20 protein-coding genes and 1 pseudogene are annotated in these 23,196 nt (G+C 40.3%); 15 read left to right on the forward strand and 6 right to left on the reverse strand.

Translation table 11 applies throughout. The annotated features are described in order from the left end of the window. Nucleotides 1-32 precede the first annotated feature (32 nt). Nucleotides 33-1,085: a 4-hydroxyphenylpyruvate dioxygenase gene (gene hppD, locus MP622_RS00065; protein ID WP_016166176.1), complete on the reverse strand. Its 1,053-nt coding sequence runs from the start codon at nt 1,083-1,085 to the stop codon at nt 33-35. A gap of 886 nt (nt 1,086-1,971) precedes the next feature. Here hppD and MP622_RS00070 point away from each other — a divergent pair. From MP622_RS00070 to MP622_RS00110, 9 genes are all read left to right on the forward strand, one after another. Further along, a complete protein-coding gene (locus MP622_RS00070) occupies nt 1,972-2,613 on the forward strand; it encodes a YitT family protein (RefSeq protein ID WP_243791905.1) in 642 nt (213 codons plus the stop codon). A 124-nt stretch (nt 2,614-2,737) separates the two neighbouring features. Beyond that, nucleotides 2,738-3,229 carry an Lrp/AsnC family transcriptional regulator gene (locus MP622_RS00075; RefSeq protein WP_044739009.1) on the forward strand — a complete coding sequence of 164 codons (492 nt, stop codon included), beginning with the start codon at nt 2,738-2,740 and terminating at the stop codon, nt 3,227-3,229. 168 nt (nt 3,230-3,397) lie between these two features. Then, the gene (locus MP622_RS00080) at nt 3,398-4,987 is read left to right on the forward strand and encodes a peptide chain release factor 3 (protein WP_016166173.1); all 1,590 of its coding nucleotides are present in this window, start codon (nt 3,398-3,400) and stop codon (nt 4,985-4,987) included. A gap of 97 nt (nt 4,988-5,084) precedes the next feature. Beyond that, complete coding sequence (locus MP622_RS00085) at nt 5,085-5,909, forward strand: hypothetical protein (RefSeq protein ID WP_243791907.1); 825 nt, start codon at nt 5,085-5,087, stop codon at nt 5,907-5,909. Between the two features lie 46 nt (nt 5,910-5,955). Beyond that, nucleotides 5,956-6,933, forward strand: a complete 978-nt coding sequence (locus MP622_RS00090; RefSeq protein ID WP_243791908.1) for an RsiV family protein — start codon at nt 5,956-5,958, stop codon at nt 6,931-6,933. An 11-nt stretch (nt 6,934-6,944) separates the two neighbouring features. Beyond that, on the forward strand, nt 6,945-7,766 hold the full coding sequence (locus MP622_RS00095; protein ID WP_243791910.1) for a TatD family hydrolase: 822 nt from the start codon (nt 6,945-6,947) through the stop codon (nt 7,764-7,766). Between the two features lie 111 nt (nt 7,767-7,877). Then, nucleotides 7,878-10,634 carry an aconitate hydratase AcnA gene (gene acnA, locus MP622_RS00100; protein WP_243791912.1) on the forward strand — a complete coding sequence of 919 codons (2,757 nt, stop codon included), beginning with the start codon at nt 7,878-7,880 and terminating at the stop codon, nt 10,632-10,634. A gap of 93 nt (nt 10,635-10,727) precedes the next feature. Then, nucleotides 10,728-11,531, forward strand: coding sequence for a hypothetical protein (locus MP622_RS00105; protein WP_243791914.1), 804 nt, complete (start codon nt 10,728-10,730; stop codon nt 11,529-11,531). A 63-nt stretch (nt 11,532-11,594) separates the two neighbouring features. After that, on the forward strand, nt 11,595-12,362 hold the full coding sequence (locus MP622_RS00110) for a tRNA threonylcarbamoyladenosine dehydratase (RefSeq protein WP_016166167.1): 768 nt from the start codon (nt 11,595-11,597) through the stop codon (nt 12,360-12,362). Between the two features lie 162 nt (nt 12,363-12,524). On the opposite strand, the gene MP622_RS00115 is transcribed toward MP622_RS00110, so the two are convergent. Further along, entirely contained in the window at nt 12,525-12,662 is a 138-nt protein-coding gene (locus MP622_RS00115) for a hypothetical protein (protein ID WP_243791916.1), read from the reverse strand. 100 nt (nt 12,663-12,762) lie between these two features. Here MP622_RS00115 and MP622_RS00120 point away from each other — a divergent pair, with 100 nt between their 5' ends. Further along, nucleotides 12,763-13,653: a LysR family transcriptional regulator gene (locus MP622_RS00120; RefSeq protein ID WP_243791918.1), complete on the forward strand. Its 891-nt coding sequence runs from the start codon at nt 12,763-12,765 to the stop codon at nt 13,651-13,653. A gap of 67 nt (nt 13,654-13,720) precedes the next feature. Here the strand turns inward: MP622_RS00120 and dusA are convergent, their stop codons facing one another. Next, nucleotides 13,721-14,719 (reverse strand): tRNA dihydrouridine(20/20a) synthase DusA, encoded by a 999-nt coding sequence (gene dusA, locus MP622_RS00125; protein ID WP_243793568.1) that lies wholly within the window; start codon nt 14,717-14,719, stop codon nt 13,721-13,723. 136 nt (nt 14,720-14,855) lie between these two features. Here dusA and MP622_RS00130 point away from each other — a divergent pair. From MP622_RS00130 to MP622_RS00145, 4 genes and pseudogenes are all read left to right on the forward strand, one after another. Then, a pseudogene (locus MP622_RS00130) lies at nt 14,856-15,265 on the forward strand (integrase); the annotation flags it as partial. A 732-nt stretch (nt 15,266-15,997) separates the two neighbouring features. Next, nucleotides 15,998-17,263 carry an anaerobic sulfatase maturase gene (locus MP622_RS00135; protein ID WP_243791920.1) on the forward strand — a complete coding sequence of 422 codons (1,266 nt, stop codon included), beginning with the start codon at nt 15,998-16,000 and terminating at the stop codon, nt 17,261-17,263. A 121-nt stretch (nt 17,264-17,384) separates the two neighbouring features. Further along, complete coding sequence (locus MP622_RS00140) at nt 17,385-18,935, forward strand: arylsulfatase (protein WP_243791921.1); 1,551 nt, start codon at nt 17,385-17,387, stop codon at nt 18,933-18,935. Between the two features lie 164 nt (nt 18,936-19,099). Then, on the forward strand, nt 19,100-19,744 hold the full coding sequence (locus MP622_RS00145) for a HEPN domain-containing protein (RefSeq protein WP_243791923.1): 645 nt from the start codon (nt 19,100-19,102) through the stop codon (nt 19,742-19,744). Between the two features lie 61 nt (nt 19,745-19,805). On the opposite strand, the gene MP622_RS00150 is transcribed toward MP622_RS00145, so the two are convergent. Beyond that, nucleotides 19,806-21,014: an MFS transporter gene (locus MP622_RS00150; protein WP_044738985.1), complete on the reverse strand. Its 1,209-nt coding sequence runs from the start codon at nt 21,012-21,014 to the stop codon at nt 19,806-19,808. Between the two features lie 21 nt (nt 21,015-21,035). After that, a complete protein-coding gene (locus tag MP622_RS00155; protein WP_243791924.1) occupies nt 21,036-21,458 on the reverse strand; it encodes a RidA family protein in 423 nt (140 codons plus the stop codon). Nucleotides 21,459-21,525: 67 nt separating this feature from the next. Here MP622_RS00155 and soxR point away from each other — a divergent pair, with 67 nt between their 5' ends. After that, nucleotides 21,526-22,053, forward strand: a complete 528-nt coding sequence (gene soxR, locus MP622_RS00160; RefSeq protein ID WP_243791926.1) for a redox-sensitive transcriptional activator SoxR — start codon at nt 21,526-21,528, stop codon at nt 22,051-22,053. Between the two features lie 32 nt (nt 22,054-22,085). Here soxR and MP622_RS00165 read toward each other — a convergent pair whose 3' ends face one another. Next, nucleotides 22,086-23,012 carry a DMT family transporter gene (locus tag MP622_RS00165; RefSeq protein ID WP_044738983.1) on the reverse strand — a complete coding sequence of 309 codons (927 nt, stop codon included), beginning with the start codon at nt 23,010-23,012 and terminating at the stop codon, nt 22,086-22,088. Nucleotides 23,013-23,196: the final 184 nt, after the last annotated feature.

Genomic DNA, 23,196 nt, shown 5'->3' on the forward strand with positions numbered 1-23,196 from the left:
CGCCCGCCTGTATTGGGGGGTAAATACGTTGCTTAAACTTGGAGTACCCCGCGACGGATTTGATCACGTTCAATCGATTCAAATAGCGCTTTAAAGTTTCCTTCACCAAAACCATCATCGGCTTTACGTTGAATAAACTCGAAGAATACAGGTCCAAGCATATTTTCTGAGAAAATTTGCAGAAGTAGTTTCTTCTCGCCATTTTGAGTTGAGCCATCCAGTAAAATACCGCGTTGCTGTAGCTCATCTGTCGGCTCGCCATGATTCGGCAAACGCTCAGGCAGCATTTCATAATAAGTATTTGGTGGAGGGGTCATAAATTTCATGCCGAGGGCTTTCAGTTTGTCCCAAGTACCAATCAAATCATCAGTAATAAATGCAATGTGTTGAATGCCTTCGCCATTAAAGTCGGCAAGGAACTCAGCAATTTGCCCATTGCCTTTATCTGAATCTTCATTCAATGGAATACGGATTTTACCATCAGGTGCGGTGAGTGCTTTAGAAGTTAAACCTGTGTATTCACCTTTAATGTCGAAGTAGCGAATTTCTTGGAAATTAAAGATTTTTTCATAGAAGTTTGCCCAATATTCCATGCGGCCTTTGTAGACATTATGGGTTAAATGGTCAATTTCATTGAGACCCGTTCCAATTGGGTTTCGTTCTACACCTTCAATAAACTCAAAGTCATTTTCATAAATGTCACGGTCAATCAGGAAAATGGGCATACCACCAATGCCTTTGATGGCTGGAATGTTGAGTTCCATTGGACCTGCTTGGCTGTAAATAGGTTCTGCACCTAATTCAATTGCTTTTTTAAAGGCTTTAGCTGCATCGCGTGTTTTAAATCCCATGGCACAAGCTGAAGGACCATGTTCTTTATAAAAAAAAGAGGCATAGGATTCAGGCTGGTAATTCAAAATAATGTTGATATTTCCTTGACGCCATAAGTACGCATTTTTGGATTTATGCTTTGCGACTTTGCTAAAACCAATGGTTTCAAAAATTGGATCGAGATCATTTTCCTTTGATACGAATTCAATAAATGCAAATCCACATAATTCTAATGGGTTTTCTAAAATATCCATCTTATTTCCCTCTTGTCATGCAAGGACGAGTCCAATGTTCAGGCGGTTTGGGATGTGAGGAACGATATAGAAAAACCCGCAGGTTTCTCAATCTTTAGCCAGGTACATGCTGTGGCATGACCAAGTTCAAACGTTCAATGACACATCCGGTGTGACTTCTATGATGGTGCTGGAATACCGCATCTTCACTCACTGTAGGGCTATTTTATTTTTACAGTGGTTTTCTCTGATGTTTGTGATATTCCCTTCACCGATCATCTATTTAACTGTGCTATTTGTGCATCAAAAAGGTGCACACTGGCTACTTTATGTTGAGAACAGCTTACTAAATCCAATTTAATTATGCAATACATAATTAAATTATGTTATTTGTAATTTTGTTGGTGCTTAATCTCATTCAAATTTGTGGAGCGTTTAAGGTTTGAAAAAACCTTTATTGCACATTACAACGCTTGAATTTGAATAAAATTTTTATAAATCAAAAACTAAAAAACATCTTTACGATAAGCTTCTCAAAAAAGTGCTGTTCGATTGGGCTTCTTTTCAAATCCTGAGTATTAAAGCCACAATGTCACTATTCGATTAAAGCATTTTTATCGAATATGTATAATGCATAATTATAAAAAAATGCAACAAAATTGTGCATTGTTGTTATTAAATGCACCGTAATGTGCACATGAAATTAAATAATGCATGATTTATGCTTGTTTCGCTTTGGCGAAAACATATGGATGTGATGCTAAGTTTTAAAAAATGTTGCCACATGATGATGTAAATAGCTGGATTTAATGAAATAAAAATGCTTATAAAATTAAATGGCGCATATTTATTTCATATTGGTACATAATTTGCATTAAATTTGTAAATTGTATGTCTTGGATTTTTTATGGACAACCAACCTTTATCAAATTCTGCCGTTTTGGCAACTCTCCCAGCACCGATGTCGCATTCGAAAGTAGAAGATATTGTGGCGCTCTTTATTGGCACCTTTTTATTATCGTTTGCAATTAATATCATCCAACAGGGCGGTATTATGACAGGTGGAACCGCAGGTTTAGCACTACTGCTACATTATGTATTTAATGTGTCTTTCGGTACTTTATTCTTCTGCATTAATATTCCATTTTTCTATTTAGCCTATCAGAAAATGGGGCTACAAGTGGTGCTTAGAACCATGGCTGCTATTGCTTTAGTTTCATGCTTTGCAGAAATCAACCCAACTTTTTTCAGCCTTGAAAACATTAATCCCGTCTATGCATCCTTGATTGCCAATATTATTTTGGGTGTCAGCTTTTTAATTCTGTTCCGTCATAAATCGAGTATGGGAGGCATCAATTTATTGGCGATGTTCCTGAACGAGAAATACAATATTTCTGTGGGTAAGTTCCAGATGTTTGTAGATATTAGTATTTTGATTGCATCGGCATTTTTTGTTGATTTTAGCTTACTGATGATCTCGATTATGGGAGCCGTGGTATTGAATTTAATTATTGCAATGAACCATCGTAAAGATCGTTATGTTGCTTAATTAAAGTACTTAACAGGGGAGTAGAGCAAATCGAATTTGTTTTTCTCGCCCTGTTTCTATAAAGTAGTTTGCAGACAAAAACGCGCTTTTTCAGCAGTTTGATAACAAAATTCTAGGATAGATGATGAGCGATGAACTGGACGATTACGATCGTAAAATTATTCAGCAATTACAGCAAAATGGTCGTTTAACCAATCAAGAGCTGGCAGAGTTGATCGGTCTTTCGGCGTCACAATGCTCACGTCGTCGTGCCACGCTGGAACAAAAAAAGATTATTACAGGCTACTATGCGCAAATTGCGCTGAAAGCAGATCCATCACCCATTACAGGTATGATCGAAGTTAGTATTCGTAATCATTATGATGATGGTTTTGAAAAGTTTCTGGAATTTATTTTGGATGAGCCGCGTATCCGTGATGCCTATAAGCTCACAGGTACATCAGACTTTTTACTTAAAGTGGCAGTGAAGAATCTGGATGAAATGTCGCAATTGATCAGTAAAATTTCTTCACATCAATTCCAGATCAATGATATTACGACTTCTATTGTGCTGGAAAAACTCAAAGAAAACTCGATTGTATTGTCCAATCCTGCAACAAATACAGAAGTGCTTTAAATCTCTGGTTAGGTTTTGTCTGATGTCAGGCAAAACCATTCAGTATGAAATCAATAGAAGAAAAACGATTCTTACGCTACAATTGAGCCTATTTTTGTCTCACCTGACAGTGGTATGCGGCGCGTAATTTGCGTGGGCATCGCTGTGTACAAATTGCAGATTTCCCTAATGTTCAAAGATCAATTATTGAAAGAAGTTCAGGCACGCCGAACCTTCGCGATTATTTCCCACCCAGATGCGGGTAAAACCACCATGACAGAAAAACTGCTGTTATGGGGTAAGGCCATTCAGGTGGCGGGTATGGTAAAAAGCCGTAAATCGGACCGTGCTGCAACCTCGGACTGGATGGAAATGGAAAAAGAACGTGGTATTTCGATTACCACGTCGGTGATGCAGTTCCCTTATAAAGATAAGATGATCAACCTTCTGGATACTCCAGGACACGAAGATTTCTCGGAAGATACCTACCGCACCTTAACAGCGGTTGACTCTGCACTCATGGTGATTGACGGTGCAAAAGGGGTCGAGGACCGTACCATCAAATTGATGGAAGTCTGTCGTATGCGTGACACGCCAATCATTTCATTTGTCAACAAAATGGACCGTGAAATCCGTGAGCCTCTAGAGCTGCTGGATGAAATTGAAAACGTTTTAAAAATTAAATGTGTTCCGCTCACTTGGCCAATGGGGACAGGGCGTGACTTCGCAGGGGTGTTTAACCTGATCGAAGAAAAATTCTATGTTTATAAAGCTGGTTTCGGTTCAACTATTACTGAAATTGAAGTACGTGATGGTTATGACCATGCTGACTTGCGTGAAAAAGTGGGTGAGTTGGCTTGGGCCGCATTTGAAGAGTCTTTAGAACTGGTGCAAATGGCGAATGAACCATTGGACCGTGAAGAGTTTTTGGCGGGTCGTCAAACACCTGTGTTGTTTGGTACCGCATTGGGTAACTTTGGTGTTGACCATGTGTTAGATGCATTTAGTAACTATGCGCCAGAACCGAAAGCACACCCAACTCAGAACCGTAAAGTAGAAGCGACTGAAGAAGGCTTCACTGGTTTTGTCTTTAAAATTCAGGCCAATATGGACCCGAAACACCGTGACCGTATTGCCTTTATGCGTATTTGTTCAGGCAAATATGAAAAAGGTTTAAAAATGAAGCACGTGCGTATTGATAAAGATGTGCGCATTAGTGATGCTTTGACCTTCCTTGCGGGTGAGCGTGAGCATTTAGAAGAAGCATGGCCTGGGGACATTATTGGTTTACATAACCATGGCACTATTCAAATTGGTGATACTTTTACTTCAGGTGAAAAACTGCAATTTACAGGTATTCCGCACTTTGCACCTGAAATGTTCCGCCGTGTACGCTTGAAAGATCCGTTAAAGTCGAAGCAGTTGCAAAAAGGCTTAAAAGAGTTGTCTGAAGAAGGCGCAACGCAAGTGTTTATGCCACAAAACAGTAATGACTTGATTGTGGGTGCTGTGGGTGTGCTTCAGTTTGAAGTGGTTGCATACCGTTTGAAAGAAGAATACAAAGTTGATTGTGTTTATGAGCCTGTAAGTATTAATACAGTTCGTTGGGTTTCTTGTGATGATGATAAGAAATTCAATGAATTTAAGAAAAAAGCACACGATCAACTTTCTGTTGATGGCGGTGGACACTTAACTTATCTTGCGCCAAGCCGTGTGAACTTGCAGCTGATGCAAGAGCGCTATCCAGACATCGTGTTCCGCAATACGCGCGAGCACTAAAGCAAATAAAAACAGCCTCTTTCTGGAGGCTGTTTTTACATGGTATTTCTTTTTATTGGGTGAAGTTGCTGTAAAAGCAGTTTAGTGTGTGGTCGAAATGAAGAACAACAAAATCATTCAAATGACTCTTTTGCTGTGTACAGGACTTTTTCTGTCCGCGTGTGATTCCTCGAAGCAGCCACAAGATGAACAACAAAAATCAGCAGCCTCGATTTTTCAGCAAGATAAAGCTGAAGTATTACCTTATCTGCATATCAAACAGCAGCCTGCCAAAATTGCTTTGCCTTTTTGTGAAACGAAAAATTGTATTGATATTGATATTCAAACGCTGGAAACCCAAGATCAGTGGTTGAACAGTTGGATCGCGAAAACCCAAGCTACGGTCATTCAAGATCAAATTGGCTTAAAGCAAAACATGAGTTTGCAACAAGCCATTAATGCTTATGTGAAAAAGTCCGATGAGTGGCAAGCAAAATACTCGAAGAATCCTGCCTACCAATTGGCACTGTATACTCGTATTGCTTACCAACGAAATCAATATGTGTTGTTGCAAGTGGGTGTGAACAGCAAACAAGAAGAAATCAAAATCGATGAGCGCTATTACTTTGCTGTTGCAGATCGAAAATTGCAGAAAGGTGTGTCCTTACTTGACATTGTCGAGCCAAAGCAGCAAGTTTATATGAATGATATTGTGCAAAAAGCCTATCAGGATTGGTTAAAGCAACAAACGCCAGAAGCACGACAAAAGGCACCGAAAAAATTGTATTGGGGGCAGGCAGATTGGTTTTTTGACAGTGAGGGTATTGGCTTGCATTACCGTAGTTTGCAAATTGTGGAAGAAGGTAAGCAACTGGACATTTACTTAAGCAAAGCACAAACGCAACAGGTTTTAAAAGCAGATATTTATAAAAATATGTTTTAGTTAACGTGATTGAAGCCCTGATGGGCGTGAGATGACGAGTGAAAACATGAATAAAGGTTTGAGTCAAATGACAATAAAGAAAGTAAGTTGGACTTTAAGTATATTGACGGTGGCCATACTGATGACTGCATGTCAGCCTAAAAAAGTTGAAAATGAGCAAGCAGAGACGGCGGCATCTTCAACACAGGCACAAGAGCAAGCGAGTCAATTGATTGGAGATTCGGAAAAATTACAACTCAATTTACCTGAGTGTGATGATAAGAATTGCCCAGAAATGACTATTGAGCGACTCAACAGCAATCAGCCATTTATTGATGCATATATCGATGCTGAGATTTTGAAAAAAGTTCAGCAAACTTTGTCTGTTTCTCCAGAGTTACCGACCGATCAAGCTGCCTCTACCGCTCAAGCGGCAGAAGTTACAGCATCACAAGCAGTGGTGCAAGCCAAGACAGTAAAACAACAGCTTGAACAACAATTGCAACCTTATACTCAAGCACTGTTAAAATTAGACCAAGAGATTAAAGCGCTCAGTTCGAGTCATAAAATTAGTGTGATGATTAAGCCGACCATTCTCAATGCCAAAGGACCATTGGTTACGGTAGTTTTAAACAGTAGTAGCTACTTGGGCGGAGCACATGGATCTTCTTCGCAGCAATACTATAATTTTGATTTAGAAAAGAAAAAATTAGTCAAATTGCATGAGGTATTGGCACCGAATCAATTGGCAGCACTTGAAAATCAAGCGCATGAAGCTTTTAAAACATGGGTGATTGAGTCCAAACTGGCGAATGATGTTTCAGAATACGAGCAGGCGTGGAAATTTAAGCTGAGCGATAATTACTATTTGAGTAAGCAAGGCTTGATTTTACAATATGGTGAATATGAAATTGGACCGTATGTGGTCGGATTGCCCCGCTTAACCATTCCATATGAGCAGTTGCAGACGATTCTAAAAAAACAGTATTTACCTGAGTTTGCCAGTGAAGCAGTTGCAAGTGCTGCCAGCGAGCCAAGTAAGTAACGGGCTTGAACATGCAGCCACGTTTATTTGATACCCATACTCATTTTGATGTTCCCGATTTTGATATAGATCGGGAACTACTAGCGTATCAAGCCAAAGCAGCAGGGGTGGAGGCTTTAGTCCTGATTGGTTTTGTAGCATCACGATTTTCGGACTTGCTGAATACCCAGCAATTTCTAACTCATTTATCAGAAGTACCGAAGGTTTATTTAGCACCAGGTTTACATCCTTTTTATATTGAACAACATCGACCAGAACATTTACAGCAACTTGAATCATTCTTACAGCAACATAATTGCATTGCTGTTGGGGAAATTGGGTTAGACACTTTTCTAGCCGAGCATAAGCAGCCTGAATTATTTGCCCAACAGCAGGATTATTTTCAACAGCAACTCGAACTGGCAATGCATTACCAAAAACCAGTGTTGTTACATATCCGTAAAGCGCATGCAGAAACACTGGCCTTACTGAAAAAGCAAAAATTTCAATTCGGTGGCATTGCACATGCTTTTAGTGGTGGTGTGGAAGAAGCCAAAGCCTTCATTAAACTGGGATTTAAAATTGGTGTGACAGGGCAAATCACCAATCCGAATGCGAAAAAACTGCATCGAGTAGTACAGGAAATTGGTTCTGAACATTTGGTATTGGAAACTGATTGTCCAGATATGACACCGCTTTGCTGTCAAATTTCAACTCAACAACGAACCCGCAATACTCCCGCCAATTTACCTTATGTATTAAAGGGTTTAGCACAGACTTTGCAGTGCGATGAAACTGACTTGGCAGAGCAAGTGTGGCGAAATACTCAACAAAGTTTGCGACTGCACAATTAAAATAAAGTTATGGGGAAATTACTAATCCACAACATTAAACAGGATGATTTGACCTACATTATAAAAGAACAATGGAATAAAAAATAATCATGCACGCCGGAGGACCCACCTATGGCAAAGTATAGTCAAATCAATAGTTTTAATGCCTTACAATCCTTTACAGTTGGTTCTAAAACTTATCAGATTTTTAGTTTGGCACAAGCCCAGTCACAACTGGGAGAACTGTCAAAACTCCCCAAATCACTCAAAGTCTTATTAGAAAATTTATTGCGCTTTGAAGATGGTGTAACGGTCAAAGCAGATGATATTTTGGCGATTGTGGAGTGGCAGCAAACCCGAAGCTCAGAACAAGAAATTCAATATCGTCCTGCGCGAGTCCTGATGCAGGATTTTACGGGTGTGCCTGCGGTGGTCGATTTAGCCGCCATGCGGGCAGCAGTCGCACAGGCTGGCCGTGATCCTAATCTAATTAATCCCTTATCTCCAGTCGATTTGGTGATTGACCACTCCGTGATGGTCGATCATTTTGCCAGTGGTCGTGCATTTGCTGAAAATGTTGAAATTGAAATGCAGCGTAACGGTGAGCGTTATCAGTTCCTACGTTGGGGGCAGTCGGCCTTTAATAACTTTAGCGTGGTTCCTCCTGGCACGGGAATTTGCCATCAGGTGAATCTGGAATATTTAGCGCAAGCTGTGTGGTTGGGGGAATCAGATGGGGAAACCTTTGCCTTTCCCGATACCTTAGTCGGTACAGATTCGCATACCACCATGATTAATGGTTTAGGTGTTTTAGGTTGGGGTGTGGGAGGGATTGAGGCTGAAGCGGCCATGTTAGGACAACCCATTTCCATGCTCATTCCTGAAGTGATTGGTTTTAAACTCACGGGCAAATTGCGTGAGGGCATAACGGCAACGGATTTGGTTCTTACCATTACGCAAATGCTACGTCAAAAAGGGGTAGTGGGTAAATTCGTTGAATTTTATGGTGATGGTCTGGCGGATTTGCCTTTGGCTGACCGTGCAACGATTGCCAATATGGCACCTGAATATGGTGCAACGTGTGGTTTTTTCCCAGTTGATGAAGTGACGCTTGCATATATGCGCTTAACTGGACGTACCGATGAGCGTATTGCCTTGGTTGAAGCGTATTGTAAAGAACAGGGCTTATGGCGCAATGCAGGGGATGAGCCTGTGTTCACCGATACGCTCAGTTTGGACATGTCGACGGTTGTGGCGAGTGTTGCGGGTCCTAAACGCCCACAAGATCGGGTTTTACTGGCAGATGTACCACAAACTTTTGATGCCTTAATGGAGCTGAGTTTAAAACCTGCTAAAGAAGATAAAGCACGTTTAGAAAATGAAGGGGGCGGTGGTACAGCAGTTGATGCACAAAAATCCAATATCACGCATGAAAGTGCATTCTGTGAAATTGATGGTAAACAGTATCCTTTGGTACATGGTGATGTGGTGATTTCAGCGATTACCTCCTGTACCAATACATCTAATCCAAGTGTAATGTTGGCGGCAGGTCTGCTTGCTAAAAAAGCCATTGAAAAAGGTCTACAGCGCAAACCTTGGGTGAAAAGCTCCTTGGCTCCTGGTTCTAAAGTGGTAACGGACTATTTGAATGCCGCAGGGCTAACGCCTTATCTCGATCAGTTGGGTTATAACTTGGTTGGTTATGGTTGTACTACCTGTATTGGTAATTCAGGACCTTTACCTGAACCCATTGAAGAAGCTATCAATTGTTATGATTTAAATGTCGCTTCGGTGTTATCGGGCAATCGTAATTTTGAAGGGCGGGTACATCCTTTGGTAAAAACCAACTGGTTGGCTTCACCTCCTTTGGTGATTGCTTTTGGTTTGGCTGGAAATATTCGTTTAGATTTAACCACCCAACCGATTGGATTGGGTATACATGGCGAAGCGGTCTATTTAAAAGACATTTGGCCAAGTCAGGCAGAAATAGACGAAGTGTTGCAGAAAGTGAATACAGACATGTTTCATAAAGAATATGCTGCGGTATTTGAAGGCGATGCCAGTTGGAAGGCGATTAAAATTCCACAAAGTCAGACTTATACATGGGACGAGCATTCTACCTATATCCGACATCCGCCATTTTTCGCAGATATTGGGCAACCCCTGAATTCATTACATAATATTGAACATGCGCGAATACTGGCAGTACTTGGAGATTCGGTCACCACGGACCATATTTCCCCAGCAGGAAATATTAAAAAAGACAGTCCCGCAGGTCGCTATCTCCAAGAGCACGGGGTTGAGCCGAAAGATTTTAACTCCTATGGTTCACGTCGTGGCAATCATGAAGTGATGATGCGTGGCACATTTGCCAATATTCGCATTAAAAATGAAATGTTAGGCGGAGAAGAGGGTGGTAACACTCTGCATATTCCAAGTGGTGAGAAACTGGCAATTTATGATGCTGCCATGCTCTATCAACAACAAGGGACACCTTTGGTGATTATTGCAGGCAAAGAATATGGTACGGGGTCTTCGCGCGACTGGGCAGCAAAAGGCACCAATTTACTTGGGGTAAAAGCCGTCATTGCTGAAAGTTTTGAGCGGATTCACCGTTCAAATCTGGTTGGCATGGGCGTGTTGCCATTGCAGTTTATGTCTGATCAGAATCGACACAGTTTAAATCTGACAGGACATGAAAGTATTTCGATTCTAGGTTTGTCGGATGATTTAGCACCGCATCAAACCTTTGAAGTGGAAGTGACTCGAACCGATGGCTCTCGTGATTCGTTCCCTGTGTTATGTCGTATTGATACGCTCAACGAAGTTGAATATTTCAAAGCAGGCGGAATCTTGCATTATGTGTTGCGTCATTTAATTGCAAGTTAGAATCAACCCTTATTCAATCATCATCTGCCAGAGTCTTTATAGCTAAGGCTCTGGTATCATTCACATATAAAACAAAATTTTAAGATCATTTGTATGTTGAAATTATTATTGGCAGGATGTGTATGCCTATTTCCTGTTTGGAGCCATGCAAATCCGCAGGCCCAGATATTAAAAGCACAAAAAATTACGCAGGGGCAGCGAGAAAGTATTTGTACTGAGCTTAAGATTTCCTGTGAGACTGCTGCCACATGGCAACTTTATCAGGTTCCGAATCAGCCTAAACAGCACTATGTAATTGCCAAATTGAAACTATTTGAGCTAGAAGAAAATGCGCAAAGTTATCAATTACGTAATTATTGGGATTTTTCAAATTATCAACCACTTACACAGAATCCACATTGGACTGTGGATGGCCCTGTTGCGCCAGAAGATTTACTCGATGAAAATGGTAAATTTGTTCGCACTGATGCTTTACATCTTTATCCCGTGTTATTTCCCATCAATGATAAAGATTACAGTATTGCTTTGATTCAACGTTGGGATGAGATGTACTCGGGTGGGGGCATGACGGAAGAAGTGGCGGACTTTTTACAGCTCAATACTCAGGGTCAATATCAACAGATTTTTCAGAATATACCATTTTCTGTCTCAAGAATGATTCGAGCCTGTTTTTCGGAACAAGATTATGCCCAGTCAGGGGAACATTGTCATGACTTAGAAAAATTGGTACTGAATATTGAATATCAACAAGCGAATACATGGCGTATGAAATATCACTATATTCGTACTTTGTCGCCATCTTCAGATCAACTGCCCATGAATCAACGTAAGACCTATGTATTGAATGCAAATAAAGCTGATGCAATCCAGCTCCCAAGTGTATGGACTGAATATTAATCCGCAACTTTTAAATTGAATTTGATAAAATGCTCGCGATAATTTTTCTGATTTGATCTCCCTATGACTGATTTACTCCTAGATGATGAATATGACCGCCGTTTTGCTGGCGTAGCTAAAATTTATGGAGAACCAGCATTTCAAGGGTATGAACAAAGCCATGTTATGGTGATTGGAATTGGCGGCGTTGGTTCTTGGGCGGTGGAAGCCTTGGCGCGCACAGGTATTGGTGAGCTGACCTTGGTCGATATGGATGTGGTTGCAGCCTCAAATATTAATCGTCAATTACCTGCGATGACCTCAACACTGGGCTGTGAAAAAATTGAAGTCATGGCAGAACGTTGCCGCTCGATTAATCCGAAAATTAAAATTAATTTGATTGATGATTATTTAACGCCAGACAATGTCAAAGAGTTGCTCAGCAATGCCCCTGATTTAATTTTGGACTGCATTGATGATGTCAAAGCCAAGTTAGCGCTGATGTTACATTGCCGTTTTAATAAAATTCCGTTAATTGTTTCGGGAGGTGCTGGCGGTAAGCTTGATCCACTAAAAATTCGAGTCGCAGATTTATCCAAAACTGAACAAGATCCGATGTTAGCCAAATTGCGCGCGCAGTTGCGTTCGAAAGGGATTTGTAAGAAACCTAAAGAAAAATTTGGAATTACCTGTGTGTATTCGATTGATAATCCATTTTCCAGCGCCGATGTTTGCCCAAGTGCTGGTTTACGCTGTGGAGGTTATGGTTCGGCAGTCGTAGTGACGTCTAGTTTTGCCATGATTGCAGTCGCAGAAGTACTAAAAAAATTAGATCACATCAAAGCGAAGTAACAAGGCTGATTTTAGGTTTAATTGGGCGACATAGATCAATATATTTATGTCACCCATAGCTGATAAAAAATTTAAATGAATAGAAAAAAGAAAAGAGTTTTTAAACTTATCAAGTTCTTAAAAGACACCTACGAATGAATATAGTTGAAGCATCGATAGAAATTAGTCTTGTAAAAAAGACCACTCGATAGGCTGTATGCTTTTTCCCGTTTGTTTCGCGATAAAATCATCGTAAAAATTGAGCAATAGAAGCGCACCGATGATGCCAATTAACACCAATATTTGTTTGGATAAACCCATTTTCTTTCTCTTATCTAAGCTACTTAAGCCCAGTCTAGTTAAATTAATTGATCTAATCTAATATAGAAAAAATAACTATTAATCTAATTTTGAGATGATAATGGCAACACTTAAGCAATTTAATTATCTGATTAACATTGTTGAGGAAGGCGGTTTTATCGCAGCTTCTGAAAAGTTATTCATTGCCCAATCTGCTTTGAGCCGACAGATCAAGCTTTTGGAAGAAGAAGTTGGATTTGAAATTTTTGATCGGGCTGATAAAAAAATAAAACTCACTAAAGCGGGGCAATTTCTTTATGCTCAGCTTAAAAATAATGTGCTGAACTTAGAACATATTATTGAGAATTCTAAAGATATCGCAAATGGGAAAAATCGACTCATTAGAATTGCACACTCAAGTACCGTTACAATGAGCTTGGAAAAAGTCAAAGTGTTTGACCAAGCTTCAAGGCACCTCAATGTGCATTTTGAGCTGAATACTTTATCTTCTGAAGATCAGGTTCTAGCGCTCAAGACGGGTCATATTGATGTCGGTTTTATTCGTCCCCCTGTTTTAAATCACCTAGATGAGTTACATGTAGAAAAGCTTTATCATGAGCCTTTGTATGTTGCCCTGTATCCAAGCCATATTTTGACGATGGAGAAAAGCATCAAAATTCAGCAGTTAAGACACGAAAAGTTTGTCTCGACACCGCATGCTGAACGGGGTGGGCTCAGTTATTTAGTCTCAAACCTCTGTCTCGGTGCGGGTTTTACACCTCAAAAAGCACCGATTCAGTCTCGTAAAGTGTCCCAACTTCAGTTGGTTGCCGCTGAGATTGGAATTTGTATTGTTCCCGAAGAATTTACTGATATTTTGCCTGAACAAGTGAGGCTCATTCCTTTAGAGGCTGCAAATAGTTTGTCCGATGTCGTAATGATTTGGAATAAAAATACAGATGAAGTGATACAGAAAAGTGCTGAATATTTACGACATCATTTGCAACGATGATCTCTAAAGATCATCGTTAGATTCACCAGATACCGAGTTTTTTAACAGAGTAAATCTTGAATTGTGATTAGACGGATTGTTCTCGTAAATAATCCTCAGTTCGTTTCATCGCTTCTTTAATGTTGATGATTGCATTTTCTACATCAGCAAATGTTTTGGCATTGCCACCGCTGAGTGCCTGACGCCACTTGCGTGCACCTGGCAAGTTCTGGAATAAACCGAGAATATGACGAGTCAAAATTGACAAAGGTGCACCTTCAGCCATGCGTTTCGAAATATAAGGCAGCATTTGCTCCATAATTTCAAAACGGTCTGGTGCATCCAGTTGCCAAAGTTGTCCAAGTTCTGCCAATAAATATGGGTTGTGATAGGCTTCACGACCAATCATGACACCATCTACATGCTGTAAATGTTGTTCTGTTTCGGCAAAGGTTTTAATTCCGCCGTTAATTTCAATAAGTAATTCTGGGCGTTCCTGCTTGAGACGATAGACATCTTCATAACGCAGCGGAGGAACCTCACGGTTTTCTTTTGGAGATAGACCCTGCAATAACGCAATACGCGCATGCACGATAAAATTATCACAACCTGTTTTAGCGACTGTATCGACAAAATGCAGCATTTCTTCATATGAGTGCATGTCATCAATGCCGATACGATGTTTTACGGTGACAGGAATATCCACTGCATTGCGCATTTCAGCAATACATTCTGCGACTAAGTCAGGCTCTGCCATTAAACATGCGCCAATCTTATTGTTTTGTACGCGGTCGCTTGGGCAGCCAACATTCAAGTTAATTTCATCATAGCCCCAGTCTTGCGCCATTTTGCTACAGGTTGCAAGGTCTTTGGGGTTTGAGCCACCGAGCTGCAAAACAATTGGGTGTTCTTTATGGTTAAAGTCAAGATGGCGTTTGGCATCACCAAAAAGAATGGCACCAGTAGTGACCATTTCGGTATATAAAATCACATTAGGGTTAAATAAACGCGCAAAAAAACGGTAGTCTTTGGTTGTCCAATCCATCATCGGGGCAACACTGATTCGCGGAGATTGAGTGTTTTCAATGTTTTTGTTAATAGTCATTAAAAATCATACCTTTAATCTGTATTTCGCAACCTGCGAGAATCTATGTAAACCTATATTTAGGTGGGTGGGTCAGTTTGGATTTACACCATAATCAAAACAAGCTGTGGTGTAAATTATAGGATCAATGACAGCAAGGAAAGGCACGGATAATAAATTGAACTATCGTGCTACGATCCGAATCAATATCGGAAGAGCTTTCCTACTTTTTTGAAAATGATAGATTTCATTCAAAAACATGGGTTGAAAACTTCGTTAAGAAACGAGAGGTCGAAATTTAAAAACATCCTGATATTTTGCTTGGCAAAGAAAAGCTGATTGATTTGAATTGATCAGATGCCATAGGTAAATATTGGGATGAAGTCAGGAGCGATTACGAAGAACGAAACGCTATTCTTTGCTCTTAATCAAGAAGCTGCCAATCGCGCGCAATATTATCACAAAAATAAAATCTGTACATTTCGTTGAGTAGGTTGCTTTAAGAAAGGGAGACATTCTTATATGGAACCTATTGCGACTAGTACTCAGTAATATGAGCTTTTACATGTTCGTACTGTACTTTCTTATGTCGTTATTATGTGGGAGCGTAGAACGCTATTTCTGAGAATGAAAATGCGAGTCAACAATTTGAATAACTGATTCAAGCCAAGAAGTAGATGGCAGAACGGACAATATGTAAAGTGGCTTCAGTAATGTTGAAAAGTGCGAGACTTCTCGCAGTTTAAATAGCAAGGCTTTAGTCAAATCATACCCTGAATATTTCAGTCAAGTTTCACGTCAAAACAGGATTCAAGGTATTTGAATATCTATATTGATCTTGATTAAAACAGATTTAGCCTAAGTAGAATACAAAATTCCACATCAAAAACTCCATGCCTGTGTATGAGATTTTTGACATCTATTTAATTTTACTCAATCGATTACCATTCTTTTGGGTGGTTTTTATCTGTTTAAAATTTGATATTTTCTAAAAAACATGTCCTGTGCCAAATAGGTCAATATTCTAAAATGTCACTCAAATGGAATGAGTATATTTAGGATATCTTGCATCAATATGGGCTAGGCAACATCACATCTGGATGATGAATATGGCAATAAGTTGATAATGCGTTTTTTGTGTAGTCAAAATCTCGATCAGTTTTTATCGCAAAGCAGAATTCTTGATGAATTCAACGTTATACGCTAGCCAGCTTTATCGACTACGTCGATTTAATTCATTTCAGTACCTTTAAAGATTATCGCAGGTTTAGGGATGACAAGATGCGCATAATACCGATACAGGCAGCTTCCCCGCGGCTAAGAACAATACAAGTACAGGGGCAAACCTACCGTTACCATGTGATGGTTAAACCCTCAGGTGCACAGTGTAATTTGGACTGCAGTTATTGCTTTTATTTGCATAAGCAAGACATGTTACATCAACCAAAAACTCCACGTATTGCAGAGTCCATGCTTGAGTTACACATTAAGCAATACATAGAAGCTCAAACAGGCAACGAAGTAGTTTTTAGCTGGCAGGGTGGCGAACCGACCTTAATGGGCTTAGGCTTCTTCCAACGTATGGTCGAATTACAAAAAAAATATGCTAAACCCCATCAAACGATCGAAAATGACTTACAAACCAATGGCATCCTACTAGACGAAAACTGGTGTGTTTTTCTGAAGAAAAACAATTTTCTGGTGGGATTATCCATAGATGGCCCCGCAGACCTGCATGACATCCATCGCTACAACAAAGGGGGCAAACCAACACATGCCAAAGTCATGCACGCAGCGCAATTACTCCATCAACACCATGTACTGTTTAATGCACTCTGTGTAGTCAATCGAGACAACAGCAAAAAACCACTTGATGTCTATCGCTTCCTACGTGACCAAGTACAACCCCACATGATCCAGTTTATTCCGGGCATGGAAAGTGCCCAGTTTCAACACACTGCACCAGGGTATTGGAACCCGAAAGACCTTCCGCAACTGGGCAGTACAGCAGCCCAACCAGGTACAACCGATTCCGTAGTAACGGATTGGTCGATTGCTGCGGATGACTGGGGCATATTTCTTTCCACCGTGTGGCAAGACTGGTTAGCGCATGATTTTGGACAAGTATTTATCGACCAGTTCGAAAATGTGATTTCCATGATGTTCGGCTATGGTGCACAGAAATGCGTGTCTGGACAAATCTGTGGCAAATCCTTGGCGATAGAACACAATGGTGACCTATTTTCCTGTGACCACTTTGTTTATCCAGAATACAAGCTGGGCAATATCCAAGAGATTCATCAAGGTGATTTAGTCTTTTCAGAACGACAAAAGAAATTCGCCTATGCGAAGTCAAATAGCTTACCTGAATACTGCAAAAAATGTCCGTATCTTCAACTATGTTGGGGAGATTGTCCGAAAGACCGTTTCTTAAAAACGCCAGAAGGAGAAGTGGGCCTTCATTACCTATGTTCAGGCTTAAAGAAATTTTTTCATACCGCAACGACATCGAAGCATGACATTGCGAAACGTTTACAACCACATTAGAAAATCTGTTGTAACTCATGGGGCGGGATTTAGCCCTTATATGCTGAACCATCAAATCGTTGTCTGCATAAAACGGTTTGAAAATATGTTTTTAGTTTCAAAAATCTGTTAAGGAAAACACATGCGTAAAAATATTATTTCACGTTGCATCGCTTTGGCTGGCGGAGCCTTGCTTTCAACAGCTCTCGTGGCAAAACCACCCAATATTTTGGTGATTATGTCGGATGATGTAGGCTTTACCAACGTCAGTGCGTATAGCCATGGTGTAATGGGATATAACACACCAAATATTGATCGAATTGCCAAAGAAGGCATTATGTTTACCGATCATTATGCTCAACCCAGTTCAACTGCAGGCCGTGCAGCATTTATTACAGGACAATATCCAATTCGTAGTGGTATGACTACCGTTGGTCGTCCTGGTTCTCCATTAGGCATTCAAGCTACCACACCAACTTTGGCAGAAGTACTCAAGCCATTGGGTTATATAAGTGGTCAGTTTGGTAAAAATCACCTAGGTGATCGTAATGAACATTTACCAACCGTGCATGGTTTTGACGAGTTCTTTGGGAACTTGTACCACTTAAATACAGAAGAAGAACCAGAGCAGTTTGACTATCCAAAAGACCCAGAGTTCCATAAAAAATATGGTACACGTGGTGTTCTTCACTGTTATGCATCAACAACAGATGATGAAACCACAGACCCTCGTTTTGGGAAAATGGGTAAACAAAAGTGTGAAGACACGGGGGCACTTACGCGTAAACGCATGGAAACTGTGGATGATGAATTTATCGCAGCCAGTGTTGATTTCATGAAGCGCAGTAAAAAATCGGACAAGCCATTTTTTGTATGGTTAAACCCAAGCCGTATGCATATGTATACACATTTACGTGATTCTCATCGCTATTTAGCCGCGAAAGCAACATCTGAAGATGATTTGTATGGAAGCGGTATGATTGAACATGATATGCAAGTAGGGCAACTGTTGGATGATATGAAGAAGATGGGTGTATTAGATAACACCATCATTGTTTATACCACAGATAATGGTCCAGAACACAGTGCCAAAAATCATGGTGGTACCACACCTTTTCGTGGTGAAAAAATGACCACATATGAGGGTGGTGTGCGTGTGCCTACGATGGTTCGTTGGCCTGGGCATATTCCTGCGGGTCAGGTGAAAACTGGGATTCAAGCCAATATGGATTTGTTTACGACTTTGGCAGCCGCAGCGGGTGATTCAAATGTGGTCGAAGAAATGAAAACCAAGCGTAAGCAATATATTGATGGTGTCAATAATCTAGATTATTGGACCGGTAAGTCTGAGGAAAGTAAGCGTAATAATTTCCTGTATTACCATGAATCAACACTGCGTGCAGTTCGTATTAACCAGTGGAAGGTACATTTCGAAACCAGCGAAAACTATTACGATAGTTATCAAAAGCAAAAATTCCCAATTATGTACAATTTGCGTCAGGATCCATTTGAGTCATTTGATAGCACACGAGACCGTTCGGAAATTATTCAAAGCAAGCAATGGATTTCTGAACCTTTACAGGCATTGATTGGAGAACATATTAAGTCATTGATAGATTATCCACCTGTACAAAAGGCAGCAACGTTTGATTTTAGTGAGCTAATTAAAAATATGCAGGCAGCGAAGAAGTAATTTGCAGAATGAAAAATAGTCCAGTTTGCTGGGCTATTTTTTAGATTTTTTCATTGTTAGATCCATTCCTTTATTGAACGCATCAATACTTGTTTTTTGATTGAGCACGGTCTTCAAATTGGTTATGGTTAATAGAAGATAACAATAAAGAAATGGAGACGGATATGTTAGTACTCGAAGAAGTTTTTAAAAATAAAAAAGCAGAGCATTCCGAAGCCTTTAATTTACGACTGCATCGTGGGATCAGTTGGTTTAAAAAAGCAATGCTGCTTGATGATGATTTGGATTTAAAATTTATCAGTTTATGGATTTCGTTTAATGCTATTTATGCTCGTGAAGGTACAGCATTACAACCACAACAAAGTATGAAGCAATTTTTAACCGCACTGAGTCAGTTAGATCATGAGCACAAGGTTGAGTATGTGTTTGAGCATAAAGCTAAGCAAACTCTTCATTTAATCTTAGATAATCCTTATATTTATCAAGGATTCTGGGACTATCATAATCATAAAATCAGCCAAGTATCTTTGAAAACTGAATTTGAAGCTGAGCAACGAGTCGTGCATCAAGCCCTACAGGGTAGAAAAACTGCAGAGATTTTATCCTTTCTTTTTGCTCGCCTAAATACCTTACGTAATCAAATTTTACAGGGTGGAGTCAGTTATAACAGTGTAGTAAATCGACGTTATATTGCAGATGGTTGCAGTATTTTGTCGATACTGATTCCAATCTTTATGTATATCTTACTGGAAAATGCAGAACAGTTAGATACTGAGAAACCTTTCTATCCTGTTATGCAGGTCTCCTAACTAGATTGTGTCGCATGAGTTGATATTATCTATAACGATATGGCCAACTCATGCAAAAGGCTTAAGGCTGAAAGGTTTCATGTGGACTGAGTGGTTTGTTACAGCTGAGCAAATCAATCAGTGCAAAGATAGCCGCTGCCACAACCAACAAAATACCAACCAGGCAACTCATGCTCCAGCCACCATGATGCCAAGCATAAACGCCTAATGCCGAACCACAGGCTCCGCCAATAAAATACATGGTCATATAAATGGAGTTAATGCGAGATTTGGCATCTGGACGAATGCGGAAAATAATATTCTGGTTACTGCTATGCACCACAGCTAAGCCTAAGTTAATTAAACCATAGCCTAAAATATAACTGATGAGGCTATGTCCACCTAAATATAGGAAATACCAACTGACGGCCATAATCGCGCAACCTGACCAAGTGAGCACGGTGGTATAACCCTGATCTGCTAATTTGCCAACATATTGTGTGGACAGTGCTCCAAATACACCAATCAGTGGAATGACCCCAACCAGTACATCGGGGAGTTGATAGGTTTTAGAGGTCAGCAACAACGCGATGGTTGAAAATAAAATGCTCATGGCTGCAAAGACAAAGCCACCAATTAAAGAACGTAATATGAGACGACGTTCTTGCTGTAATAACAGCCCCATCGACTTAAAGACTTGCGGATAGCTCATTTTAAAAGACATCACATAAGGTAAACGTGATTTCAATAAAAAAGCCAAGATTAAGGTCAAAATACCGCTCAGTGCATAAATCAGTTTCCAGTGAAATAGGTTGGACACGAGCCCCGCTAAACTGGTCGAAAGTAATAAGCCAACCAATAAACCACTCATAAGGAAACCAATGACTTCACCTGTTTTTTCAGGTTTTACCGCCATCGTCGCTAAAGGGATCAGTACTTGGGCTGCGACGGAAAATAGTCCGACGATACTGGTACCCAACCACAGCATAGGTAGGTTGATGGCAAAGGCACAAATAAATAAACCGATTGCCGCGAAGAACATGAGTAACGGAATAAATTTGGTTTTATTGACCATGTCGCCAATCGGAACAATCAGCAATAACCCTAGTGCATAAGATACTTGGGCAAAAGTAACGGTTAAGGCCACTTGTGACTCAGGCACATTAAAATATTGTTGAATTGAATGGATGAGGGGTTGGCAATAATAGTTCGCACCTGCACAAAGACCACAAGCAACTGCCATGAGCCACAGTAGCGGTTTGTCTTGGCTAATATCACGTGGAGAATTCATAAAGTTCCTTGGCTTGTTCGGTTAATTGCAATAAGCGGTTGCTTCAATTTCAATCAGCATTCCTGGTATGGCAAGACACGGAACAGGAATCAGTGTGCAAGCAGGAAAGTTATGTTCTTTCCAGCGCTTTTGTATTTCCTGAATTAAAAACTGATGTTTCTTAGGGCTATGGTCAACCACTAGAACTCTTAAAACAGCAATATCTAAAAATGAAGCATCGGCATGTGCAAGTGCAAGCTCTAAATTGCTCATGGCTTGACACAATTGCTCTGCAAAATCTTGAGATAAATGTCCTCGTTGGTTTTCACCACCTTGTCCTGAAATGTGAAGTATACGTGAAAAGTGTCTAACTTCAGCCATGTGACTATAGGCAAAAGGGCGCGGATTATAAAGTTTTTTAGGGTTAATTAATTCAAATGGTGCAGGTGATGCGGCATGTTGCATAAAAAATTCTACCTATGTTTGATTTTTGTTAGTATCAAAGCTCAAGTTAACTTGAGGTCAAGCTTTTATGGAAGAAAATCCGCAGACAATGTCATCGGCACAGCAGTGGTTGAGAATTGGTGATTTGGCAAAGCGCAGTGATGTCAGTGTTGCTGCTTTACGTTTTTATGAAGAAAAAGAACTGATTTGGAGTGCGCGAACTTCGGGCAATCAACGCCGTTATCAGCGTTCTATGTTAAGACGTATTGCCATTATTAAAGCAGCACAGCAAGTCGGCATTTCATTGCAACAAGTGAAGGTTGCCTTTTCAGCATTACCGAAACAAGGAAATGCCACCAAGCAAGATTGGCAGCAAATGTCACAGCAATGGCAAACCCAGTTAGATCAGCAGATTGTGCATTTATTACAACTGCGACAACAATTGGATTGGTGTATTGGGTGTGGTTGTTTATCCTTAGAGCAATGTCCGCTGCGTAACCCGAATGATGTGTTGGCGGAAACCTCAGCAGGGGCACATTTTCACGAGCTATTATTGAAGATGAATAGTGAAAACACAGAATGCTCCCTTTCTCCAAAAGACGATGCTTTTCAGTGAAAACCTTGCACGATTACTGATGTTAGCAGGTATTAGTTGGCAAGCTTTTTCTTGGATAAGGTAATCATCATAATTCCGACAATATTGAGTAAACAACCGATCCATTGCCAAAAATTCAAATGTTCATTTAAAAAAGCGACTGCCAATAAAATGGTCAGGATAGGGCCAACCGATGCAATCATGGCAGATTGAGCCGCCCCAAGCCGTGCAATACTTTGCATCAGGAGTACAGTCGGAACGACGGTGACAAAGAAGCCCAGTGCCAAACCATACCAAAGTACGCCAACAGGAAGTTGTTGCACCAATAATAGAGGATGAGGAGTAACCCAAAAAAATTGTACCAGTGTGCCAAGGCAAGCGGTTGTTAAAGCCAGACCTGTAAAATTCCATGAGCCAAATTTTTGAATCAGCGGGGGGGTTAGTAATAGATAGGCAGCAAAGGCAATTGCGCTGGCAAAAACAAGGCTTGCACCCAGCCAGAAATGTTCTTGAACAGGCGCATGTTGTTGCTCCTGAAGCATCACCAAAACAGTCCCTCCGTAACTGAGCACAATGGCGAGCATACTTTTGACCGAAAGTTTTTGGCGATACAGCACACAAGAAGCCAATACAGTTAAAGTAGGGTAGAGGAATAAGATAATGCGTTCTAAAGACGCACTGATATACATTAAACCTAAAAAGTCCAACCAACTGGCAAAGTAGTACCCCATCAGGCCTGCCACCATGAGCAGCCCCCAATCTTTTGCTTGTAAGCCTTTGCTCTTTTCTCGGTTAAACCAACAGATCAGTAGAAAAAATGGTAAGGCGCAAGCCATTCGAAGCGCCATCAAGAGTGTAGCATCCACCAAAGGTGATAAGGCATAAGCTTGTTTAATAAAAATCGCTTTGCTACTGAATAAAAATGCTGCACCAATCGCAAACAAACTGCCAAGTTGGGTGCGAGATAAAGAGAGATTCATGAAATTTAACTTTTTAAAAAGATAGGATGGCTACCGATATGCAGTATAGGCTTTTGGGCTGAAAGAGAAAAATGCAAAAAAATGATCAATCCTCATACTCTTTGGAATGAAAAGACAAAAATACATAGGATAAAGTTATATAAATACAGGGCTGTTTTTGCTTCAGAATTGCATAAATATCCAA

The sequence above is a fragment of the Acinetobacter sp. PK01 genome, from assembly GCF_022819285.1.
In the GTDB taxonomy this organism is placed as follows: domain Bacteria; phylum Pseudomonadota; class Gammaproteobacteria; order Pseudomonadales; family Moraxellaceae; genus Acinetobacter; species Acinetobacter tandoii.

Bases quoted from the DNA above. Each gene is read 5' to 3' on its own strand.
- hppD (WP_016166176.1), bottom strand. From the start codon at position 1,085: ATGGATATTTTAGAAAACCCATTAGAATTATGTGGATTTGCATTTATT.
- MP622_RS00070 (WP_243791905.1), top strand. From the start codon at position 1,972: ATGGACAACCAACCTTTATCAAATTCTGCCGTTTTGGCAACTCTCCCA.
- MP622_RS00075 (WP_044739009.1), top strand. From the start codon at position 2,738: ATGAGCGATGAACTGGACGATTACGATCGTAAAATTATTCAGCAATTA.
- MP622_RS00080 (WP_016166173.1), top strand. From the start codon at position 3,398: ATGTTCAAAGATCAATTATTGAAAGAAGTTCAGGCACGCCGAACCTTC.
- MP622_RS00085 (WP_243791907.1), top strand. From the start codon at position 5,085: ATGAAGAACAACAAAATCATTCAAATGACTCTTTTGCTGTGTACAGGA.
- MP622_RS00090 (WP_243791908.1), top strand. From the start codon at position 5,956: ATGAATAAAGGTTTGAGTCAAATGACAATAAAGAAAGTAAGTTGGACT.
- MP622_RS00095 (WP_243791910.1), top strand. From the start codon at position 6,945: ATGCAGCCACGTTTATTTGATACCCATACTCATTTTGATGTTCCCGAT.
- acnA (WP_243791912.1), top strand. From the start codon at position 7,878: ATGGCAAAGTATAGTCAAATCAATAGTTTTAATGCCTTACAATCCTTT.
- MP622_RS00105 (WP_243791914.1), top strand. From the start codon at position 10,728: ATGTTGAAATTATTATTGGCAGGATGTGTATGCCTATTTCCTGTTTGG.
- MP622_RS00110 (WP_016166167.1), top strand. From the start codon at position 11,595: ATGACTGATTTACTCCTAGATGATGAATATGACCGCCGTTTTGCTGGC.
- MP622_RS00115 (WP_243791916.1), bottom strand. From the start codon at position 12,662: ATGGGTTTATCCAAACAAATATTGGTGTTAATTGGCATCATCGGTGCG.
- MP622_RS00120 (WP_243791918.1), top strand. From the start codon at position 12,763: ATGGCAACACTTAAGCAATTTAATTATCTGATTAACATTGTTGAGGAA.
- MP622_RS00135 (WP_243791920.1), top strand. From the start codon at position 15,998: ATGCGCATAATACCGATACAGGCAGCTTCCCCGCGGCTAAGAACAATA.
- MP622_RS00140 (WP_243791921.1), top strand. From the start codon at position 17,385: ATGCGTAAAAATATTATTTCACGTTGCATCGCTTTGGCTGGCGGAGCC.
- MP622_RS00145 (WP_243791923.1), top strand. From the start codon at position 19,100: ATGTTAGTACTCGAAGAAGTTTTTAAAAATAAAAAAGCAGAGCATTCC.
- MP622_RS00150 (WP_044738985.1), bottom strand. From the start codon at position 21,014: ATGAATTCTCCACGTGATATTAGCCAAGACAAACCGCTACTGTGGCTC.
- MP622_RS00155 (WP_243791924.1), bottom strand. From the start codon at position 21,458: ATGCAACATGCCGCATCACCTGCACCATTTGAATTAATTAACCCTAAA.
- soxR (WP_243791926.1), top strand. From the start codon at position 21,526: ATGGAAGAAAATCCGCAGACAATGTCATCGGCACAGCAGTGGTTGAGA.
- MP622_RS00165 (WP_044738983.1), bottom strand. From the start codon at position 23,012: ATGAATCTCTCTTTATCTCGCACCCAACTTGGCAGTTTGTTTGCGATT.